The sequence below is a fragment of the Glutamicibacter sp. MNS18 genome (genome assembly GCF_026107515.2).
GTDB lineage: Bacteria > Actinomycetota > Actinomycetes > Actinomycetales > Micrococcaceae > Glutamicibacter.
In genome coordinates this window covers 77,422-95,688 of sequence record NZ_JAPCHW010000016.1, presented here as the reverse complement: position 1 = coordinate 95,688, position 18,267 = coordinate 77,422, and the positions used below count along the sequence as shown (strand labels likewise).

Annotated in this window: 20 protein-coding genes; 11 read left to right on the top strand and 9 right to left on the bottom strand. The window is 67.4% G+C overall.

What is annotated here, in order from left to right; translation table 11 throughout:
• Positions 1–216, top strand: a 216-nt coding sequence (locus tag OK351_RS16215) for a hypothetical protein (protein WP_265161100.1), incomplete at its 5' end; no start/stop codon positions are given.
• An 85-nt stretch (positions 217–301) separates the two neighbouring features.
• On the opposite strand, the gene OK351_RS16210 is transcribed toward OK351_RS16215, so the two are convergent.
• Genes OK351_RS16210 through OK351_RS16200 form a run of 3 tightly spaced genes read right to left on the bottom strand, consistent with a single transcriptional unit; the run spans position 302 to position 2,301 of the window.
• Complete coding sequence (locus tag OK351_RS16210) at positions 302–727, bottom strand: HIT family protein (RefSeq protein WP_265161098.1); 426 nt, start codon at positions 725–727, stop codon at positions 302–304.
• Positions 728–775: 48 nt separating this feature from the next.
• On the bottom strand, positions 776–1,615 hold the full coding sequence (locus OK351_RS16205) for a sulfurtransferase (RefSeq protein ID WP_265161096.1): 840 nt from the start codon (positions 1,613–1,615) through the stop codon (positions 776–778).
• Positions 1,616–1,620: 5 nt separating this feature from the next.
• Positions 1,621–2,301, bottom strand: coding sequence for an MBL fold metallo-hydrolase (locus OK351_RS16200; RefSeq protein WP_265161094.1), 681 nt, complete (start codon positions 2,299–2,301; stop codon positions 1,621–1,623).
• Positions 2,302–2,439: 138 nt separating this feature from the next.
• On the opposite strand from OK351_RS16200, the gene OK351_RS16195 reads away from it, so the two are divergent.
• A complete protein-coding gene (locus OK351_RS16195) occupies positions 2,440–2,889 on the top strand; it encodes a Fur family transcriptional regulator (RefSeq protein WP_265161092.1) in 450 nt (149 codons plus the stop codon).
• A 28-nt stretch (positions 2,890–2,917) separates the two neighbouring features.
• Here OK351_RS16195 and OK351_RS16190 read toward each other — a convergent pair whose 3' ends face one another.
• The 4 genes from OK351_RS16190 to OK351_RS16175 all read right to left on the bottom strand — a co-directional run bounded on the left by OK351_RS16190 (position 2,918) and on the right by OK351_RS16175 (position 7,116).
• Complete coding sequence (locus OK351_RS16190; RefSeq protein ID WP_265161090.1) at positions 2,918–3,769, bottom strand: metal ABC transporter permease; 852 nt, start codon at positions 3,767–3,769, stop codon at positions 2,918–2,920.
• 10 nt (positions 3,770–3,779) lie between these two features.
• Complete coding sequence (locus tag OK351_RS16185) at positions 3,780–4,580, bottom strand: metal ABC transporter ATP-binding protein (protein ID WP_265161088.1); 801 nt, start codon at positions 4,578–4,580, stop codon at positions 3,780–3,782.
• Between the two features lie 150 nt (positions 4,581–4,730).
• Positions 4,731–5,801, bottom strand: coding sequence for a hemolysin family protein (locus OK351_RS16180; protein ID WP_265161086.1), 1,071 nt, complete (start codon positions 5,799–5,801; stop codon positions 4,731–4,733).
• Positions 5,794–7,116 carry a hemolysin family protein gene (locus OK351_RS16175; protein WP_265161083.1) on the bottom strand — a complete coding sequence of 441 codons (1,323 nt, stop codon included), beginning with the start codon at positions 7,114–7,116 and terminating at the stop codon, positions 5,794–5,796. Before OK351_RS16175 ends, OK351_RS16180 begins: the two co-directional genes overlap by 8 nt.
• Positions 7,117–7,545: 429 nt before the next feature.
• Between OK351_RS16175 and OK351_RS16170 the strand changes: the two genes are divergently transcribed.
• The 3 genes from OK351_RS16170 to OK351_RS17985 all read left to right on the top strand — a co-directional run bounded on the left by OK351_RS16170 (position 7,546) and on the right by OK351_RS17985 (position 12,315).
• On the top strand, positions 7,546–11,307 hold the full coding sequence (locus OK351_RS16170; protein WP_265161080.1) for a multifunctional oxoglutarate decarboxylase/oxoglutarate dehydrogenase thiamine pyrophosphate-binding subunit/dihydrolipoyllysine-residue succinyltransferase subunit: 3,762 nt from the start codon (positions 7,546–7,548) through the stop codon (positions 11,305–11,307).
• Positions 11,308–11,510: 203 nt separating this feature from the next.
• The gene (locus OK351_RS16165; protein ID WP_265161078.1) at positions 11,511–12,116 is read left to right on the top strand and encodes a GDSL-type esterase/lipase family protein; all 606 of its coding nucleotides are present in this window, start codon (positions 11,511–11,513) and stop codon (positions 12,114–12,116) included.
• A gap of 124 nt (positions 12,117–12,240) precedes the next feature.
• A complete protein-coding gene (locus tag OK351_RS17985) occupies positions 12,241–12,315 on the top strand; it encodes a 50S ribosomal protein bL37 (RefSeq protein ID WP_371931475.1) in 75 nt (24 codons plus the stop codon).
• Between the two features lie 74 nt (positions 12,316–12,389).
• Here the strand turns inward: OK351_RS17985 and rsrA are convergent, their stop codons facing one another.
• Both rsrA and OK351_RS16155 read right to left on the bottom strand, forming a co-directional pair.
• Positions 12,390–12,650: a mycothiol system anti-sigma-R factor gene (gene rsrA, locus OK351_RS16160; protein WP_265161075.1), complete on the bottom strand. Its 261-nt coding sequence runs from the start codon at positions 12,648–12,650 to the stop codon at positions 12,390–12,392.
• Position 12,651: 1 nt separating this feature from the next.
• On the bottom strand, positions 12,652–13,284 hold the full coding sequence (locus OK351_RS16155; protein WP_265161112.1) for a sigma-70 family RNA polymerase sigma factor: 633 nt from the start codon (positions 13,282–13,284) through the stop codon (positions 12,652–12,654).
• Positions 13,285–13,501: 217 nt separating this feature from the next.
• Here OK351_RS16155 and aroA point away from each other — a divergent pair, with 217 nt between their 5' ends.
• From aroA to OK351_RS16125, 6 genes are read left to right on the top strand one after another with little or no spacing between them, the layout of a single operon-like run.
• Positions 13,502–14,854 (top strand): 3-phosphoshikimate 1-carboxyvinyltransferase, encoded by a 1,353-nt coding sequence (gene aroA, locus OK351_RS16150; protein WP_265161072.1) that lies wholly within the window; start codon positions 13,502–13,504, stop codon positions 14,852–14,854.
• Positions 14,851–15,945 carry a ribosome small subunit-dependent GTPase A gene (locus OK351_RS16145; RefSeq protein WP_265161070.1) on the top strand — a complete coding sequence of 365 codons (1,095 nt, stop codon included), beginning with the start codon at positions 14,851–14,853 and terminating at the stop codon, positions 15,943–15,945. The genes aroA and OK351_RS16145 overlap by 4 nt, the downstream gene beginning before the upstream one ends.
• Positions 15,946–15,958: 13 nt before the next feature.
• The gene (locus tag OK351_RS16140; protein WP_265161110.1) at positions 15,959–16,747 is read left to right on the top strand and encodes an inositol monophosphatase family protein; all 789 of its coding nucleotides are present in this window, start codon (positions 15,959–15,961) and stop codon (positions 16,745–16,747) included.
• A 1-nt stretch (position 16,748) separates the two neighbouring features.
• Positions 16,749–17,369: a metal-dependent transcriptional regulator gene (locus OK351_RS16135; RefSeq protein ID WP_265161067.1), complete on the top strand. Its 621-nt coding sequence runs from the start codon at positions 16,749–16,751 to the stop codon at positions 17,367–17,369.
• Positions 17,359–17,832 carry a FluC/FEX family fluoride channel gene (locus OK351_RS16130; RefSeq protein ID WP_265161062.1) on the top strand — a complete coding sequence of 158 codons (474 nt, stop codon included), beginning with the start codon at positions 17,359–17,361 and terminating at the stop codon, positions 17,830–17,832. The genes OK351_RS16135 and OK351_RS16130 overlap by 11 nt, the downstream gene beginning before the upstream one ends.
• Complete coding sequence (locus OK351_RS16125; RefSeq protein WP_265161060.1) at positions 17,829–18,248, top strand: FluC/FEX family fluoride channel; 420 nt, start codon at positions 17,829–17,831, stop codon at positions 18,246–18,248. The genes OK351_RS16130 and OK351_RS16125 overlap by 4 nt, the downstream gene beginning before the upstream one ends.
• Positions 18,249–18,267 lie beyond the last annotated feature (19 nt).

Sequence of the window (18,267 nt, the reverse complement as noted above, 5' to 3'; positions counted from 1 at the left end):
GCCATGCTCTGCCCCCGGGACCACGACGACAACCACGCCGGGAAATTCACGATCGTGGACATCAACGGGCTACCCCACGTACTGGAACCGGAATACCTGGACCCGACCCGAACCCCGCGACGCAACAAATACTGGTTCAGCAACGACGAACCGGACCTGACCGACCCACCCCCACCACTACCACCGGCCACCCCACCACCAAACGACACCGGGTAAGCCGCAACCGTCCCGGAGAACACGAAACCCCACCGTTCACACCGCGCACAGGCGGCGGGAACGATGGGGTACGGGCGCCGTTTGCTCAGGCGTCGCGGACCTCGGCGTGGCCATCCTCGCGCAGGGCGGCGCGCAACTTCTCGGCGTTGGCATCCATCCGGGCCGGATCGGGGTTCTCCTCGGCACGGGCTAGGTCGAAATCCGACAACGAGTTGGTCGGCCAGACATGCACGTGCAGGTGCGGCACCTCGAAACCGGCAACCATCAGTCCTGCGCGCGCCGAGCCGAACGCCCGCTTCTGGGCCCGCCCGATCTTGCCGGCCACCTGCATCAGGTGGGCTACCAACTCATCCGGCGCATCGGTGAACTCGTCGATCTCCTCGCGCGGCACCACCAGCGTGTGCCCGTTGGTGATCGGCCCGATCGTCAGGAAGGCGACGCACAGGTCGTCGGCCCAGACGAAACGGCCGGGGATCTGGCCGTCGATGATTTTGGTGAATAGCGTGCTCATGGATGCCTTTCGGTGTTCGTGCTTTGCCCCCGCCACAGCGGGCGATGACTAGCTGCGGTGGATTTCGTCGCTGGTGGCCACCGGGTTTTGCGGGTAGGAGCAGTACTGCGACCAGGAGCCCGGGTACAGTGCCGCCTCGATGCCGGCTTCATGCAGGGCCAGCACCTGGTGGGCCGCGGTGATCCCCGAACCGCAATAGGCGGCCGGTGGGGTTCCGCCGGGTTCCACCCCGAGCCTGGCGAAGCCCTCGCGTAGCGTCTGGGCCGGCTTGAAGCGGGCGGAGTCATCCAGGTTGTCGGTGGTGGGCCGGTTCAACGCACCGGGTATATGTCCGGCGACCGGGTCGACCGGTTCTTCCACACCAAGGTAGCGTGCGGTGGCGCGCGAGTCGATGAGCACCCCGTCGAAGTCTTCCAGTTCCGCCATTTCCAGCACCGGCAGCGCTCCCCAGGACAGGGTCACCGTCCCCGGTTCCGGGACCGGGCTCTGCGTGGAGAGGATGCATTTGGCTTCCCGCCAGGCCTGCAGTCCTCCGTCAAGGACCAGCACCCTGGGGAACCCGGCGTGGCGCAGCAGCCACCAGGCCCGCGCGGCCGCCATCGAGCCGGCATCGTCGTACACCACCACCGTGCTCTGGTCGTTGATCCCCCAGCGCCGGGCGGCGGCCTGGAAGTCCTCGGGCAGCGGCAACGGGTGGCGCCCGGTGTGTTCGCCGGGGGTGCCGGACAGGTCCGTTTCCAGGTCGACGAATCGGGCCGCGGGAATGTGTCCGGCCTGGTACTTCTCCCGGTTGTCCGTGGCGCCCAGGGACCAACGCACATCGAGCAGTACCAGGTTCGGGTCCTGGAGTTTCGCGGCCAGGTCGCTGGCGCGGATCAGGGAGGTCATACGTGCTACTCCTTGGCAGTCAGGTCGTTGATGTCATGGCTTCGGCCCTGTTCCAGCCGCCGGTACCGGCGCCCGCTCAGGCCGGCCACTCGTTGCAGTTGCCCGTCGAACAATGCCAGTCCGCGCTCGTTGAGCAATCCGTCGTGGATCGGGACCCAGACCGGTGCATCCACGGCGGTGGCGAAGTCCAGGACCTCGGCCACCTTGGACCACGGGGCCATCGCCGGAACCAGCAGCACCTCGGGGCTGATTCCGACCGGAACCTGCAGGCTGTCCCCGGGGTGGAAGATGCGTCCGCCCAGCAGGTACCCGATGTTCGCCACGATCGGCAGGGTGTGGTGGATGGTGGCGTGGGTGCCGCCGAAGGTCTGGATCTGGATCCCGCCCACGGTCACCTGGGCGCCGGGCAGGATCGGGTCGACACGGGAGCGGGCCACTTCGGGGAGCAGCGAATGCAGGATGTCGACCACCGGACGCGGCGCATACACCTGCAAGGTCGGGTCGGCCACCACCGCCCGGGCCACCACCTCGGGCAGCACATGGTCGGCATGCTCGTGGGTGATCAGCACGGCCTGCTGGTTCTCGAAGGCACCGTCCAGATCGGACCAGCCTCCGGGATCGATCAGGATCGACCCATCGACGGTGGAGACCTCAACACATGAATGACCACGGGTAACGATGCGCATACCCACTAGCCTAGGGGCCAAGCCACACCCGAGGCCAGCCATCGGCGGGCATTGGGAGGGGAAGTTGGCTAAAATTGGAGAAATACCCGTCACGTGGCCCGCGGGCACGTCATCACCAGTGAGGAGCGGTGTCCGTTTATGACGCAACCTTCAACCGCGCGTACCGGGGAAACCCGGGTCACCAAACAGCGCGTGGCCGTGAACGAGGCGTTAGTCCAGGTCAACGACTTCGCCACGGCCCAGCAATTGCACCGTTGGCTGCAGGATGCCGATCACAAGGTCTCGCTGGCCACGGTCTACCGGCTGCTGCAGTCGATGGCCGACGACGGCCTGGTCGATGTGCTGCATTCGGGCGACGGCGAGGCCCGCTATCGCCAGTGCCTGACCGAGGGACACCACCACCACCTGGTCTGCCGGGTGTGCGCCAAGACCGTTGAGGTCTCGGCCCCCTCGGTGGAACGCTGGGCGGCCCGTGTGGCCGAGGAGCACGGTTTCTCCGACCCGGAGCACACGGTGGAGATCTACGGCCTGTGCGCCCAGTGCCGGGCGCTCGGTCGCAGCGACCAGCCGCGCATCGACGTCAAGTAGCATCCCGCGACGGGCGTCGCGACCGGAGCTACACCAGGTGGCGGCGTGGGGACCGGGCCTTTTCCAGCAGCCGGCAGACCAGGTAGATCACGAAGGAAATGGTGGTCACGTACGGGCTGATCGGCAACGAACCGCCCAGGGCCAGCAGGATCCCGCCCAACACGCTGGTCAGGGCGAAGGCCACCGAGAGCAGGACGGTGAGCAACGGGTTGCTGCTCACCCGCAAGGCCGCGGCACTGGGGGTGATCAGCAGCGCCAGCACCAGCAGCGCGCCAACCACCTGGATGGCCATCGCCACCGCCAGGGCCAGCACCACCATGAACGCGATGGACAGTCCGGCGGTGCGCACCCCGCGGGCGCGGGCCAGCACCGGGTCCACGCTGGCGAAGGTCAGCGGCCGCCACATCGCCAGCAGCGCCAGGACCACCCCGGCGCTCAGCAGCAGCATGCCGGTCAGCTGGACATCGTCCACCGCCACGATCTGGCCGGTGAGCAGTCCGAACTTGTTGGCACTGCGCCCCTCGTAGAGCGAGAGGAACAGGATGCCCAGGCCCAGCCCGAAGGGCATCAGCACCCCGGTGATCGAGTTGCGGTCCTTCGCCCGGGTGCCCAGCACCCCCAGCACCAGGGCCGCCAGCAGCGAGCCGATCACCGAGCCGGTCACCACATCCGCGCCGACCAGCAGCGCGAAGGAGGCCCCGGCGAAGGACAGTTCGGCGATGCCGTGCACGGCGAAGGCCATATCGCGCATCATAATGAAGATGCCGATCAGCCCGCCCACTACGCCGAGCACCGCCCCGGCGATCAGCGAGTTGCTCACCAGCGGCAGCAGTGCGCCGTAGTCGGAGAAATCCAGCACCAGGTCGAGAAAACCATCCATGTGCCCGTACCTACTTCCCGTCCGTTGCCGGCAGCCGGCGTTCACCGTCGCCGGTGACCACCACGATCCGCCCGTTGACCCGCAGCACCTCGACCCGTGAACCGTACAGTTCGCTGAGCACCTCGCTGCGCATCACCTCGTCAACGGTGCCGATGTGGAACCGCCCGCCGGCCAGGTACAGCACCCGGTCCACATAGGGCAGGATCGGGTTGATCTCGTGGGTCACGAAGATCACCGCGGCGCCGGCGTCGGCCGCCTGCCGGTGGATCACCTCGCTGATCGCCTGCTGGTGGTGCAGGTCCAGGCTCAGCAGCGGCTCGTCGCACAACAGCACCCGCGGGTTGCTGGCCAGCGCCTGCGCGGCGCGCAGGCGCTGCTGCTCGCCGCCGGAGAGGTCGGCCACCGGGCGGTGCGCGTAGTCGGTGGCGCCCACCAGCTCCAGCAGTTCATCGACCCGGGCCGCCACCCTGGCGCGGCGCATCCGCACCCCCCAGCGGTTGCCGTCCACGCCCAGGGCCACCAGGTCGCGGGCGCGCAACGGGACGTGGTCGCCGATGGGGCGCTGCTGCGGGATCAGCCCGACCAGGTCCGAACCGCGGTGCACCGGCTTGCCGCCGATGAGCACCTGGCCGGCCTGCAAGGTGGTGGTACCCAGCATGGTGTTGATGAAACTGGTCTTGCCCGAGCCATTGGGACCGAGGACGGCCAGGAACTCCCCGGGCCGCACCTTCAGGTCCAGGTCCTGCCAGAGCACACGTGAGCCGAAGGCCAGGCGCGCGCCGGTGAAGGAAACGATCTCGTTCTCTGGCATGCTCCCGCTTTCCGCTGGATGTCGGTGACAAGCCCCGCTGGATGGGGGCGGTTGGAAATGGCCGTGGCACCGCCCCTCGGGCGATGCCACAGCCATTCTATAGTAATTGCGATTGATTCCCATTACCGGTGCTTCGTGCGGGGCACTTCATCACTCCGCGTTCTGCACTCCCGGGGGCGCATGGCGTTTCCGGGTGGTATCGCTGATCTCGCCGACCAGCACCTCGATGATGTCCTCCAGGAACAGTACCCCGATGACCTTGCCGGTCGAATCCACCACGGTGGACAGGTGGTTTCCCTGCTGGCGCATGGCCTCCAGCGCCACCTCGATCTCGTCCCCGGCGGCCACCTGCCCCAGCGGGTGCAGTGGCAGGTCACGCAGCGGCTGGGTGGAATGCTCGTCGTCGATGAGCATCACGTCCTTCACATGCCAGTAGCCCACCGGCACCCCCGCCCGGGTGATCATCATGCGCGAGTACCCGGTCTTGGCGACCTTCGACTCGAACTCGCGGGCGGTGGTTTGCCCCCATTCCAGGGTGAAGAGCTTACCCAGCTCCACCATGCAGCTGCCAGCGGTGACCGAGGTGAACTCCAACGCCTTGTTCAGCCGCAGCGCGTCGTCGTCTTCCAAGGTGCCCTCCTCGCTGGAGGACTGGATGATCGAACGCACCTCGGCGGCCGTGTAGGCGCTGGTGACCTCGTTCTGCGGTTGCACCCCGAACAGGCGCAGGAAGGAGTTGGCCAGCCCGTTGAGCAACCAGATGACCGGATGCAGCAGCCTGGAGAGCCAGACCAGCGGCGGGGCCAGGAGCAGCACGGCCTTATCGGCGACGGAGACCGAGATGTTCTTGGGCACCATCTCGCCGAAGGTCACATGCAGGAAGGTCACCACCACCAGGGCGATCAAAAAGGCCCCGGTATCGGCGATCGCCGCCGGTACGCCGATGCCCTCCAGCGGAACCACCAGCAGGTGGTGGATCGCCGGTTCGGAGATGTTCAGGATCAGCAGCGAGCAGACGGTGATTCCCAGCTGGCAGACCGCGAGCATCACCGAGACGTTCTCCATCGCCCACAACGCCACCTTGGCGCGCTTGTTGCCCGCGTCGACCAGTGGTTCGATCTGCGAACGGCGCGCGCTCATCACCGCGAATTCGCTGCCGACAAAGAAGGCATTGGCCAGCAGCAGGACCACCAGCCAGACCAGGCCAGCCAAGTCACTCATCGTCGGCCTCCTGTGACGTTGCGGCCGGGGTGAAACGGACCTGGGCGATGCGCCGTCCGTCCAGTTCGGTCACCGTGAAGTGCCCGGCCGGGGTGTCCACCGCATCGGCCAGCTCGGCCAACCGGCCCAGTTCGGCGAGCATGAACCCGCCGATGGTGTCGTACGAGGCCTCCTCGGGGATGATGTCCTTCTCGAAGTGGTCGTTGACCTGGTCCGGACGGAACATGCCCGGCAACAGCCAGGAGCCGTCGGGCTGCTGCAGCACCTCGTCCTCGTCCTCGTCGTGCTCGTCGGAGACCTCCCCGACGATTTCCTCGATCAGGTCCTCCAGGGTCACGAACCCGGCGGTGCCGCCGTATTCGTCCATTACGACCGCGACCTGGTATTCGGCCTCGCGCAATTGCTCCAGCAGGATATCCAGGTGGATGGTTTCGGGAACATAGAGGGTGTCCATCGCGAACTCGCCGACCTGCAGGGCGCCGCGGCGTTCGCGCGGCACCGACACCACGCGCTTGATGTGGCACACCCCCTGGATCTCGTCGCTGGAGCCGGCGATCACCGGGAACCGGGAGAACCCGGTTTCGGCGCTGAGGTTGATCAGCTCCGAGAGCGGGGCCGCGGAATCGATGGTGGCCATGGTGGTGCGCGGGGTCATCACATCTGCGGCGGTGCGCTCGGAGAACTCGATGGTGGACTCGACGAACTTGGCCGTCTGGTTATCCAGCGTCCCCAGCTCGGCCGAGCGGCGCACCAGCGAGGCCAGTTCGCGGGCACTGCGGGCGGCGGAGATCTCCTCCTTCGCCTCCAGGTTGAAGAAGCGCTTGAGTACCTGGTTGGAAAAACCGTTCAGGCCCACGATGGCGGGTTTGAAGATCGCGGTGAACAGCAGCTGCGGGCGGGCCAGCGCCTTGCCCACCGCCATGGCCCGGGCGATCGCCAGGTTCTTCGGGATCAGCTCGCCGATGAGCATCGACAGCAGCGTGGCCACGGTCATCGAGAGCACGACGGATACCGCGGTGGCACTGCCTCCGGTGACCCCGGCGGCTTCCAGCAGCGGGGAGATCAGCGCGCTCATCGCCGGCTCCAGGACGTAACCGGTGAGCAGGGTGGTCAGGGTGATGCCCAGCTGGCACGAGGAAAGCTGGGTCGAAAGGGATGTCAGGCACTGGTACAGCGGTTTGGCGCCGCGTTCGCCGGCCTCCACGGCCTGGGCGACGGTGGACTTGTCCAGTGCGACCAAGGCGAATTCAACGGCGACGAAGAACCCGGTTCCGAGAATCAGGACCATGCCAAGGGCAATGTATAACCATTCCATGAAGGGCTATCTCCACCCTCGGGCTGGCTGTGGGAAATGTGTTCTGGTTACCGGCCAAGGGCAACTAGAAGGCTCCGATCGAGAGGTGGAACCGGCCTGGTGATGTCTGGGGCAGCCGGCACTGCGCGCGGAGGCGGCGGGCCGGCATCGAGAATGACTGTCCATAGTGCGCATCAGTCTAACCAAGGAATCCGAACTTTGCATCAACGACACTTTAAATAGGCAAACGGCACGAAAACCCCGATGAGCGGCCGAATTGTGAGAATCCCTTCGTGTGATCCGTGACGCGTCTTCGCAAAGTCGACCAAATTGTCACTAGACTATTGGGGAGGTCTAGAAATCTTGTGTGCACGGTGGCCACCATTGCGTCCTCGGGCCGCCGCCCGCCCAAGCTAGAACATCGTAAAAAATCAGGGAGAGGCGTTGCACGTGCCAGATCAAGCACACCACCGGCTGACGGAAGAATTCGGTGGAAACGAGTGGCTAGTAGACGAGTTGTACCAGCAGTACCTCGTCGACAAGAACTCGGTCGATAAGAAATGGTGGGACATTTTCGAGTCCCTCACCGCGGACAAGGCAGAACCCGTTGCCGAGCAGGCGGCCCCCGTGCCGGCCCGGTCGGCCGCGAAAACCGCTGCGTCCCCTAATGAAAAGGCCCAAGGCGCGCCCCGTGCCGCCGCTGCCGCCCGGTCCAGCGAACCGGCTGCCGAAAAGCCAGAAGCCGCCAGGCCCGAGGCCACCAAGGCCCAGGAACCGGCACCGAAGACTGCCCCGATCCCGGCGCAGGCCCCCAAGCCCCAGACATCCAACCAGTCCTACGGTGAAGAGAAGCGCACCGCGTTGCGCGGGCCAATGAAGGCCATCGCCACCAACATGGATGCCAGCCTCACCGTGCCGACCGCCACCACGGTGCGTGCGGTACCGGCCAAGCTGATGATCGACAACCGTGTGGTCATCAACAACCACCTCAAGCGCACCCGCGGCGGCAAGATCTCCTTCACGCACCTGATCGGCTTTGCCGTGGTGCGTGCCCTGAAGCAGTTCCCGTCGATGAACGTCACCTACGATGTCGTGGACAAGAAGCCCACCGCCATCCAGCCGGCGCACGTGAACTTCGGTATCGCCATCGACATGCCGAAGCCCGATGGCACCCGCATGCTGGCCGTACCGAATGTCAAGGCCGCCGAGACCCTGAGCTTCAACGAGTTCTGGGCCACCTACGAGGACCTGATCAAGCGGGCGCGGGCCAACAAGCTCACCGCCGACGACTACGCCGGTACCACCGTCTCGCTGACCAACCCCGGCGGCATCGGCACCGTGCACTCGGTGCCCCGGCTGTCCAAGGGCCAGGCCGCGATCATCGGTGTCGGTGCCCTGGAGTACCCGGCCGAATACCGTGGTGCCGCGGAGAAGACCGTGGCCTCGCTGGGCATCGGCAAGCACATCACGCTGACCAGCACCTACGACCACCGTGTCATCCAGGGTGCAGGGTCCGGCGAGTTCCTGAAGCTGGTCGAATCGCTGCTGCTCGGTGAGCAGGGCTTCTACGACGAGATCTTCGAGCAGCTGCGCATCCCGTACGAGCCGGTGCGCTGGGCCGTGGACAACCAGGTCGACATCGAGTTGCAGGTCAACAAGGTCGCCCGGATCCAGCACCTGATCCACGCCTACCGGGTGCGCGGGCACCTGATGGCCGATATCAACCCGCTGGAATACGTCCAGCGCAAGCACCCGGACCTGGACATCAAGACCTACGGGCTGACCCTGTGGGACCTGGACCGCGAATGGGTCACCGGCGGGCTGGGCGGCAAGGACCGGATGCTGCTGCGTGACATCCTCGGTGTGCTGCGCGATGCGTACTGCCGCACCACCGGCATCGAGTACATGCACCTGCAGGAACCGGCCGAGCGCGAGTGGTTCCAGGAGAAGCTGGAAACCCCGTACCGCAAGCCGAGCCGCGAGGAGCAGAAGCGGATCCTGTCCAAGCTCAACGCCGCGGAGGCCTTCGAGACCTTCCTGCAGACCAAGTTCGTCGGGCAGAAACGCTTCTCGCTGGAAGGCGGCGAGTCGCTGATTCCGCTGTTGGATGCGATCATCTCCGACGCCGCGGACGAGCACCTGGACGAGGTGGCCATCGGCATGGCCCACCGTGGCCGGTTGAACGTGCTGACCAACATCGCCGGCAAGACCTACGCCCAGGTCTTCCGCGAATTCGAGGGGACCGCCACCCCGGGCTCGGTGCAGGGTTCGGGTGACGTGAAGTACCACCTGGGCACCGAGGGGTCCTACACCTCGGATGCCGGGAACCAGACCAAGGTGTACCTGGCGGCCAACCCGTCGCACCTGGAAGCGGTGGACCCGGTGCTGGAGGGCATCACCCGTGCCAAGCTGGACCGTTTGGGCTCCTCCGGCACCGTGCTGCCGCTGCTGGTACACGGCGATGCCGCGTTTGCCGGGCAGGGTGTGGTCTCCGAGGTCCTGGCCATGAGCCAGCTGCCGGGTTACCGCACCGGCGGCACGATCCACGTGATCGTGAACAACCAGATCGGCTTCACCACCGCGCCGAGCTCCTCGCGCTCCAGCGAGTACTCCACCGATGTGGCCCGTGCCGTGCAGGCCCCGGTCTTCCACGTCAACGGGGACGATCCCGAGGACGTGGTGCGCGCCGGCCAACTGGCGTTCGAGTACCGCCAGAAGTTCGGCAAGGACGTGGTCATCGACCTGATCTGCTACCGCCGCCGCGGTCACAACGAGGGCGACGACCCGTCGATGACCCAGCCGATGATGTACAACCTGATCGAGGCCAAGCGCTCGACCCGCAAGCTGTACACCGAGGCGCTGGTGGGTCGTGGGGATATCACCCAGGAGGAGGCCGACAACGCGCTGGCCGAGTACCGCGGGTCGCTGGAGCGGATCTTCTCCGAGACCCACGCCGCGCAGACCTCGCCGATCCCGATCGTCACCCCGGGTTCGACCATCAACGACCTGGAGAAGCCGTTCGCCCAGGCCGAGGACGAGCTGACCCGCGATGCCGCCCGCCCGAGCGCGATCTCGGCGCAGACCCTGGCGCACATCGGCGAAGCCCACCTGGCCATCCCCGAGGGCTTCAACGTGCACAACAAGCTCAAGTCGCTGCTTGAGCGCCGGGAGAAGATGAGCCGCGAGGGCGGTATCGACTGGGGCTTCGCCGAACTGGCGGCCATCGGTTCGCTGTCCATGGAGGGTGTGCCGGTACGCCTGGCCGGCCAGGACTCGCGCCGCGGCACCTTCGTGCAGCGCCATTCGATGTTCCACGACCGGCTCAACGACGATGAGTGGTACCCGCTGAACCACCTGGGCGAGGACCAGGCCCCGATCTGGATCTACGACTCGCTGCTGAGCGAATACGCGGCCCTGGGCTTCGAGTACGGGTACTCGGTGGAGCGCCCGGATGCCCTGGTGATGTGGGAAGCGCAGTTCGGCGACTTCGTCAACGGCGCGCAGACGGTGATCGACGAGTTCATCTCCTCGGCCGAGCAGAAGTGGTCGCAGTCCTCCTCCCTGGTGATGCTGCTGCCGCACGGCTACGAGGGGCAGGGCCCGGATCACTCCAGCGCCCGCATCGAACGCTTCCTGCAGATGTGCGCGGAAAACAACATGGTCGTGGCCCAGCCGTCCAACGGCGCCAACCACTTCCACCTGTTGCGCCGCCAGGCCTACGCCCGTCCGCGCAAGCCGCTGATCGTCTTCACCCCGAAGCAGCTGCTGCGCCTGAAGGCCGCCGCCACCAACGTGGAGGACTTCACCACCGGTGGTTTCCGCGAGGTGATCGGCGACGAGTCGATCCCCAACGCCGCCGCGGTGGACAAGGTGCTGCTGGTCTCCGGTCGCCTCTACTACGACCTGCTGTCCACCCGGACCAAGGCCAAGGACGAGAAGACCGCGATCATCCGTGTCGAGCAGCTCTACCCGGCCCCGACCGAGCAGATCGCCGCCGAGCTGGCCAAGTACCCGAACGCCACGGTCAGCTGGGTGCAGGATGAACCTGCCAACCAGGGCCCATGGCCGTTCTTCGCGCTGAACGTGGCCACCGAGCTGCAGCGGAAGGTGTCGCTGGTCTCCCGGCCGGCATCGGCTGCCACCAGCGCCGGTACCTCCAAGCGCCACGAGGCCGAGCAGGCCGTATTGCTGCAGCAGGCCTTCGCCCGCTAAAGCCAGTGACCAGCGCCGGTTCCCGCGGCATCCCCGTCCACCATGGTGGGGAATGCGCCGGGTCCGGCGCTGGTGCGTTTAACCCCCGGCAGCCCGTCCACCGCCGCCCGGGGTGGCCCCCACCACGGGCCAAATACCCGGGATCGACCGCCCTGCACTGCTAAGGTAAGGGTCTAAGTATCCGGCATACGAAAGGTCACCTGTTGGAGTTACGCACCATCCGCATCACCGCAATCGGCGACGAGCTGCTGGCCGGACATGGTGATCCCCGGGCCCTGGGCTGGTTTGGCCGGGTCCTGGCCCGCACCCAGGATCCCGCACTGCGCCTGCAGTCCTATGTGCTGGCAGCACCGGCCGAAGGCTCCGAGGCGCTGGCCGAACGCTGGCTGGGTGAAGCCAGCCGACGATTCGGGGACATGGTGGAAAACCGCCTGGTGATCGCACTGTCCGACCGCGACGTGGACCTGGAGGTGTCCACCGCGCGCAGCCGGCTGAACCTGGCCAACATCCTGGACTCGGCCAGCCAGATGTCCATCAAGGCGCTGCTGGTGGGCCCCGCACCGGGACTGGATGACGCCCGCAACGAGAAGGTCGCCGAACTGAACCGCATCTTCGCCGATGTGGCGCTGCGCCGCAACCACCACTACATCGACACCTTCACCCCGTTGCGCTCGCACACCCAGTGGCGCGCCGACCTGAACGCCAACGGCGGGGTGCCCGGACAGGCCGGGTACGGGCTGATGGCCTGGCTGGTGCTGCACCGCGGCTGGTACAACTGGATGGAACTGCCCGAACCGGCCGACTCTTAGCCCGCGGCGTAAACAGCGCCGCAGGTGCGACAAACGTCACACTGTTGTGAAAGACTTGGTGGTGAACCGCTCACCGCGTTCGTCCACTGTTGCAGTGGATCAAGTCGACCCCCCAGGAGGCACGATGTCGAAGCGTTCACGTAAGCGCAAGGACCGCCGCAAGCGCGCGGCAAACCACGGTAAGCGTCCCAACACCTAGGCAAATCCCCGGATCCCCCGTGCCGGCCGGCACGGGGGATCCGGGGATTCGTGTTGCACCGCCGGTGACGGCGGCTAGTGCCCGGACTCGATGCGGATCTGCGAGATGCGCACCATGATCTTGTCCTTGAGCTGGTTCGGGGCGTGTTCCTGGCAGCTGCGGCGCACCACCGAACGGATGATGCATTCCAGGTCGTACTGCTCGGTGCATTCCGGGCAGTGTTCCAGGTGCCGCTTGACGTCCTTGATGTCCTCCAGGGTCAGCGCCCCGTCGAGGTAGTTGTAGATCCGCACCAAGCGGGAATCGGCGCAGTCGCCCAGTGAATGACAGTCCATGTTACTTCGCTCCTCCCTTGGTCTTGGCCGCCGAGAGTCCCCGGTCCTTGGCGTAGTCGGCCAGCAGTTCACGCAGGTTCTTCCGTCCGCGGTGCAGCCGGGACATGACCGTCCCGATGGGCACACCCAGGATCTCGGCCGCTTCCTTGTAGCTGAAACCCTCCACATCCACGAAGTAGACGGCCAACCGGAAGTCCTCGCCGATGGCCTGCAGCGCGGCCTTCACATCGGAATCCGGCAAGCGGTCCAATGCCACGGTCTCGGCCGACCGCAACCCGGTGGGGGTGTGTTCGGCAGCCTGGGCCATCTGCCAGTCCTCGACGGTGTCCGTGGAGGTGCGCAGCGGCTCGCGCTGGCGCTTGCGGTACAGGTTGATGTAGGTGTTGGTCAGGATCCGGTACAACCAGGCCTTCAGATTGGTCCCGGGCTTGTACTGGTGGAAGGCGGAATACGCCTTGGTGTACGCCTCCTGGACCAGGTCCTCGGCATCGGCCGGGTTGCGTGCCATGCGCAGCGCGGCCGAGTAGAGCTGGTCGACGTAGACCATGGCGTCGCGCTCGAAACGCTCGCGGCGCTGCGCGTCGGTCTCCTGGGTGGGGTCGGGTGTGTTCGAACCCGCAATGTGCTCGGTCATCACGGCCCAGTCTACGCGGTCGGCCGGGATTTCGGTTCCGGCCGCCAACGGTGGCCCGACGCATGCAGTGGTTCCCATGGTTCCTTCCCGTGTGCTCACACCCGTTACAACGCCGTCGCACACAAGATAATTCCCGCGCCCCACGGTAGGATTCTGCTAGGGCCCGCAACCCGTGCCGTGCCCGTAAGGTCCAACTGGAGGAAGTGCCATCAACACCGTGCCGGCCAACCAAAGCGAACACCCGATGTGGGATGCCCCGACACCCGCCGCACCGATCGACGCCACCGTGCTGGTGCCCGCGTCGAAGTCGCTGACCAACCGGTACCTGGTCCTTGCAGCCCTGGCCGACGGGCCGTGCACCATCCACAACACCCTGATCAGCCGGGACAGCGAACTGATGCTCAGCGCGCTGGCCGCGCTCGGTGCGCGGATCGTGCGCGAGAACCACCAGGACGGTTCCACCACCGTGCAGCTGACCCCGCCGGCGCTGCCGAAGTCCGGGCCGTTGCATATCGACTGCGGCCTGGCCGGCACCGTGATGCGTTTCGTGCCGGCGCTGGCCGCCGCCCTGGGCACCAGGGTCGGGTTCGACGGCGATGCCGGGGCGCGGGTGCGCCCGATGAAGCCGGTGCTGGACGCGCTGGAGGGACTGGGGGTCCAGGTCGGCTACGGCAACGAGGCCGGTTTCCTGCCCTTCACCATCAACCCCGCCACCCTGGTTCCACGCGACGAGCTGCTGATCGACGCCTCCTCTTCCTCGCAGTTCATCTCCGCGATGCTGCTGGCCGCTCCGGGGTTGCCCGGCGGGCTGGTATTGCGTGCCGCCGACGGGCCGGTGGCCAGCCCCGAGCACATCGAGATGACCGTGGCCACGCTGCGCGAACTGGGTGTGCCGGTCACCACCGCCGACGACGGACGCGGCTGGAGCATCCCGCACACCAAGGTGCCGGCCTTCACCGTCACCGTCGAACCGGACCTGTCCAATGCCGGGCCGTTCCTGGCCGCCGCGCTGGTCACCGGCGGTACCGTGCGGGTGCCGCACTGGCCGGAACACACCACGCAGATCGGCGGGCGCTGGACCGGGATCCTCCGGGCGATGGGCGCCGAGGTGCAGCTCGGCGCGGATTCGGTGCTCACCGTGCGCGGTACCGGGCGCATCAAGCCCCTCGACTACGCCGATGCCGCCGAGCTGACCCCGACGCTGGCCGCGCTGTGCGCCCTGGCCGATGGGCCAAGCAAGCTGACCGGCATCGGGCACCTGCGCGGGCACGAAACGGACCGGCTCGATGCCCTGCAGCGTGAACTGGGCCGCATCGGCGTAACGGTCAATGCCACCGAGGACAGCCTGGACATCGTCCCGGGCCCACGCCGGGCCGCGGACCTGCTCAGCTACGAGGACCACCGGATGGCCACCGCCGGGGCGATCCTGGGATTGGCCATCTCCGGGGTGCGGGTGGAGAATATCGCCACCACCGCCAAGACCATGCCCGACTTCCCCGCCATGTGGCAAGACATGGTGGACACCGCCGCGATCCCGACCGGCCCGGGCACCGCGGAGCGCGGCGCATGAGCAACTACCGCGACTGGGACGAATCCGATGTGCGCATCCGTCCGAACAAGCGCGGCAGCAGGCCACGGACCAAGGAACGCCCGGCCTACGACAAGGCGGTGATCGGGCGGGTGATCACCGTGGACCGCGGCCGATACACCGCGATCCTGGACGAGGACACGGCCGGCGAACGCGTGGTGGTGGCCGCCCGGGCCCGGGAGCTGCACCGCCAGGCCATCGTCCCCGGGGACCTGGTGGCGCTGGTCGGGGACACCTCCGGCCAGCCCGACACCCTGGCCCGGCTGGTGCGCATCGAGGAACGCCGCACGCTGCTGCGCCGCAGCGCCGATGACACCGACGCCACCGAACGGGTGGTGGTGGCCAATGTGGACCAGCTGGTGATCGTGGTGGCCGCCGCGAACCCCGAACCGCGCACCGGTTTCGTCGACCGCGCCCTGGTGGCCGCCTACGACGCGGGCATCGACCCGGTCTTGTGCGTGACCAAGGCCGATGTCACCGACCCGGACACCTTCCTGGCCCACTACCAGGGGCTGGACTTCCCGGTGGTCATCTCCCGCACCACCGCCGACGACGCGGGCATCGACGCGCGCGGGGCCGATGGTTCCAGCGCCCGGTTGGACCCGGTCGCGTTGGGCCAGCTGCGCCAACTGCTCGCCGGGCGGGTTTCGGTGGTCCTGGGCCACTCCGGGGTGGGAAAGTCCACCCTGGTCAACGCCCTGACCGGCGCGCAACGAGCCACCGGCGGGGTCAACGCGGTCACCGGCCGGGGCCGGCACACGTCCTCCAACGCGCTGGCCCTGCGCATCCCCGGCACCCCGGGCAGCTGGCTCATCGACACCCCCGGCATCCGCTCCTTCGGGCTGGGGCTGGTGGACCACGAGCAGATCCTGGCCGCCTTCGAGGAACTGGCCGAGGTCGCCACCGGCTGCCCGCGCGGGTGCACGCACCTGGAACAGACACCCGGATGCGCGTTGGAAGCCTGGGCTTCCTCCCCCGAATCCCCCGCCTCCGCCGCCGCCCGGCTGGCCTCCTACCGCCGGCTGGTCGGCACCGGCGAAACCACCCACGAAAAGGAGCTCGGTGCCCTGTAGCACCGCACCCACCATGAACCACACCCTGGATCAGGACCTGGAATTCGCCCTCGGCCTGGCCGACAAGGTCGATGCGCTGACCCTGTCGCGCTACCACTCGAACAACCTGCGGGTGGAAACCAAACCGGATATGACCCCGGTATCCGACGCGGACCGCGGGGCGGAGGAGCTGATCCTGGCCGAGCTGGCCGCCCACCGCCCGTCCGACTCGGTGCTCGGCGAGGAATTCGGGGTGCACGGTACCGGTGCCCGGCGCTGGGTGATCGACCCGATCGACGGGACCAAGAACTTCGTGCGCAAGGTCCCGGTCTGGGCCACCCTGATTTCGCTGACCATCGACGACGAGCCGGTGCTCGGGGTGGTCTCCGCCCCGGCCCTGGGCCGCCGCTGGTTCGCGGCCACCGGGCAGGGGGCCTGGGCCACCGAACCGGGGTTGGCTGAACCGCGCCGACTGGCGGTCTCCCAGGTCTCCGCATTGGCCGATGCCTCGCTGTCCTACGCCTCGCTGGGCGGCTGGAAACAGCTGGGCCGCCGCGGGAAACTGCTGGAACTGTTCGACACGGTCTGGCGCACCCGCGCCTACGGCGATTTCTTCAGCTACATGCTGCTGGCCGAGGGCGCCCTGGATGCGGCCTTCGAACCCGAACTCGAGCTCTACGACATGGCCGCGTTGGTACCGGTGGTGCGCGAGGCCGGCGGCCGGTTCACCTCCATCGACGGGGTGGAAGGCTGCTCGGGGGGCAATGCGCTGGCCAGCAACGGGCTGCTGCACCCGGCCATCCTGCCCTACCTGCGCGGTTAGCATGTCCGGCATCCCGCAGCAGCTGAGCAGCAGCGAGGAGGACTACCTCAAGGCGCTGTACCTGCTCGGCGAATGGGACTCCCACCCGGTCTATACCGGGGAACTGGCCGACCAGCTGGGCCTGTCCCCCGCCTCGGTCACCGCCATGGTGCGCAAGCTCGCGGGCAAGTCCCTGGTGCGGTTCGTGCCGCGCGGGGCCATCAGCCTCAGCCCCGCAGGGTACCGGGCCGCGGTGAAGGTGGTACGCCGCCACCGGCTGATCGAGACCTTCCTGTGCCGCGAGCTGGGCTACAGCTGGGACGAGGTGCACGACGAGGCCGAACGCCTGGAACACACCGTCTCCGAACGTTTCATCGACGCGCTGGAGGCCCGGTTGGGCTACCCGCAATCGGATCCGCACGGGGACCGGATCCCCGACGCCTCCGGCCACGCTCCGGCGCCCACCGCCATCCGGCTGGACCGCTACACCGGCAGCAGTGCGCTCATCGTGCGCATCAGCGACGAGGATCCGGCGTTCCTGCGTGCCGCGGCCCGGCGCGGCCTGCTGCCCGGGACGCGGATCACCCTGCCCCACCGGCTCGATGCCATCGAGGCGTCGATGATCTGGGTCAGTGACAGCTGATGCGCCCGCCCGCCACCGGGGCCACACCCGGCACTACGCGGTTGGGCAGCCATTGAGCGACCGCACGACTCCTGCTTCCCGGCGGATCGGCGCCGCCGGGATCCTTGCCGTCGCCGTCGGCGGCGCAGTGGGGACCGGAGCCCGCGGCTGGCTGTCGATGGCAGTGCCCGAGGGCCCGTGGGCGTGGACCACCCTGGGGATCAATATCGTGGGATGTATCCTGCTGGCCGCCGTCGGCAGCTATGCCAGCTGCCGTCCGATGGGAGAGTTGTTCCGGGTGGGATTCGGCACCGGGTTCTGTGGGGCCTTCACCACGTTCTCGACCATCATGCTGTTGTTCGTGCAGCTGCCGGCATGGCAGTACATTGCCTACCTGCTACTCACCGTTGTGCTCTGCCTGGCCGCGGTACATGCCACCGGCAAGCTGACCCGCCACTGGCTGCGGAGCGGGGGCGGGCAATGATCTGGCTGCTCATGGGGGCAGGGGCCCTGGGTGCGGTAGTGCGCCTGCTGCTGGAGCGCGGATTCCAACCCCGACCGGTGACCGGTGCGAGCCCGTGGGCCGGATGGCCCATCGGGATCCTGCTGGCCAACCTCATCGGCACCGTGCTCCTGGGGCTGGTCATCGGCTATGCACGGCAGCACGCGATCGACGTGCATCCGCGCTCCTGGTCCCACCGGGGGTGGGATGGACGGTGGGCGTGGCTGCTGGCCACGGGATTATGCGGTTCACTGAGCACCGTCAGCACGCTATTCGTCGGGGTCCATGCCCTCGCCACCCGGCAACCCAGCCGCGGCGTATGCTACCTGCTGGGCACCCTGGTCCTCGGACTGGCCGCCGGGATGCTCGGATTCACCGCCGGAAACCTGATCGGCTAGCGGCGGGATTGACCGGTTG

Excerpts from the sequence above, each read along its gene's own strand:
- OK351_RS16175 (WP_265161083.1), bottom strand. The coding sequence starts at position 7,116 with ATGGAATGGTTATACATTGCCCTTGGCATGGTCCTGATTCTCGGAACC.
- OK351_RS16140 (WP_265161110.1), top strand. The coding sequence starts at position 15,959 with ATGAACCACACCCTGGATCAGGACCTGGAATTCGCCCTCGGCCTGGCC.
- OK351_RS16195 (WP_265161092.1), top strand. The coding sequence starts at position 2,440 with ATGACGCAACCTTCAACCGCGCGTACCGGGGAAACCCGGGTCACCAAA.
- OK351_RS16190 (WP_265161090.1), bottom strand. The coding sequence starts at position 3,769 with ATGGATGGTTTTCTCGACCTGGTGCTGGATTTCTCCGACTACGGCGCA.
- OK351_RS16125 (WP_265161060.1), top strand. The coding sequence starts at position 17,829 with ATGATCTGGCTGCTCATGGGGGCAGGGGCCCTGGGTGCGGTAGTGCGC.
- OK351_RS16145 (WP_265161070.1), top strand. The coding sequence starts at position 14,851 with ATGAGCAACTACCGCGACTGGGACGAATCCGATGTGCGCATCCGTCCG.
- OK351_RS16135 (WP_265161067.1), top strand. The coding sequence starts at position 16,749 with ATGTCCGGCATCCCGCAGCAGCTGAGCAGCAGCGAGGAGGACTACCTC.
- OK351_RS16200 (WP_265161094.1), bottom strand. The coding sequence starts at position 2,301 with ATGCGCATCGTTACCCGTGGTCATTCATGTGTTGAGGTCTCCACCGTC.
- OK351_RS16180 (WP_265161086.1), bottom strand. The coding sequence starts at position 5,801 with ATGAGTGACTTGGCTGGCCTGGTCTGGCTGGTGGTCCTGCTGCTGGCC.
- OK351_RS16155 (WP_265161112.1), bottom strand. The coding sequence starts at position 13,284 with ATGACCGAGCACATTGCGGGTTCGAACACACCCGACCCCACCCAGGAG.
- OK351_RS16210 (WP_265161098.1), bottom strand. The coding sequence starts at position 727 with ATGAGCACGCTATTCACCAAAATCATCGACGGCCAGATCCCCGGCCGT.
- OK351_RS16185 (WP_265161088.1), bottom strand. The coding sequence starts at position 4,580 with ATGCCAGAGAACGAGATCGTTTCCTTCACCGGCGCGCGCCTGGCCTTC.
- OK351_RS16205 (WP_265161096.1), bottom strand. The coding sequence starts at position 1,615 with ATGACCTCCCTGATCCGCGCCAGCGACCTGGCCGCGAAACTCCAGGAC.
- rsrA (WP_265161075.1), bottom strand. The coding sequence starts at position 12,650 with ATGGACTGTCATTCACTGGGCGACTGCGCCGATTCCCGCTTGGTGCGG.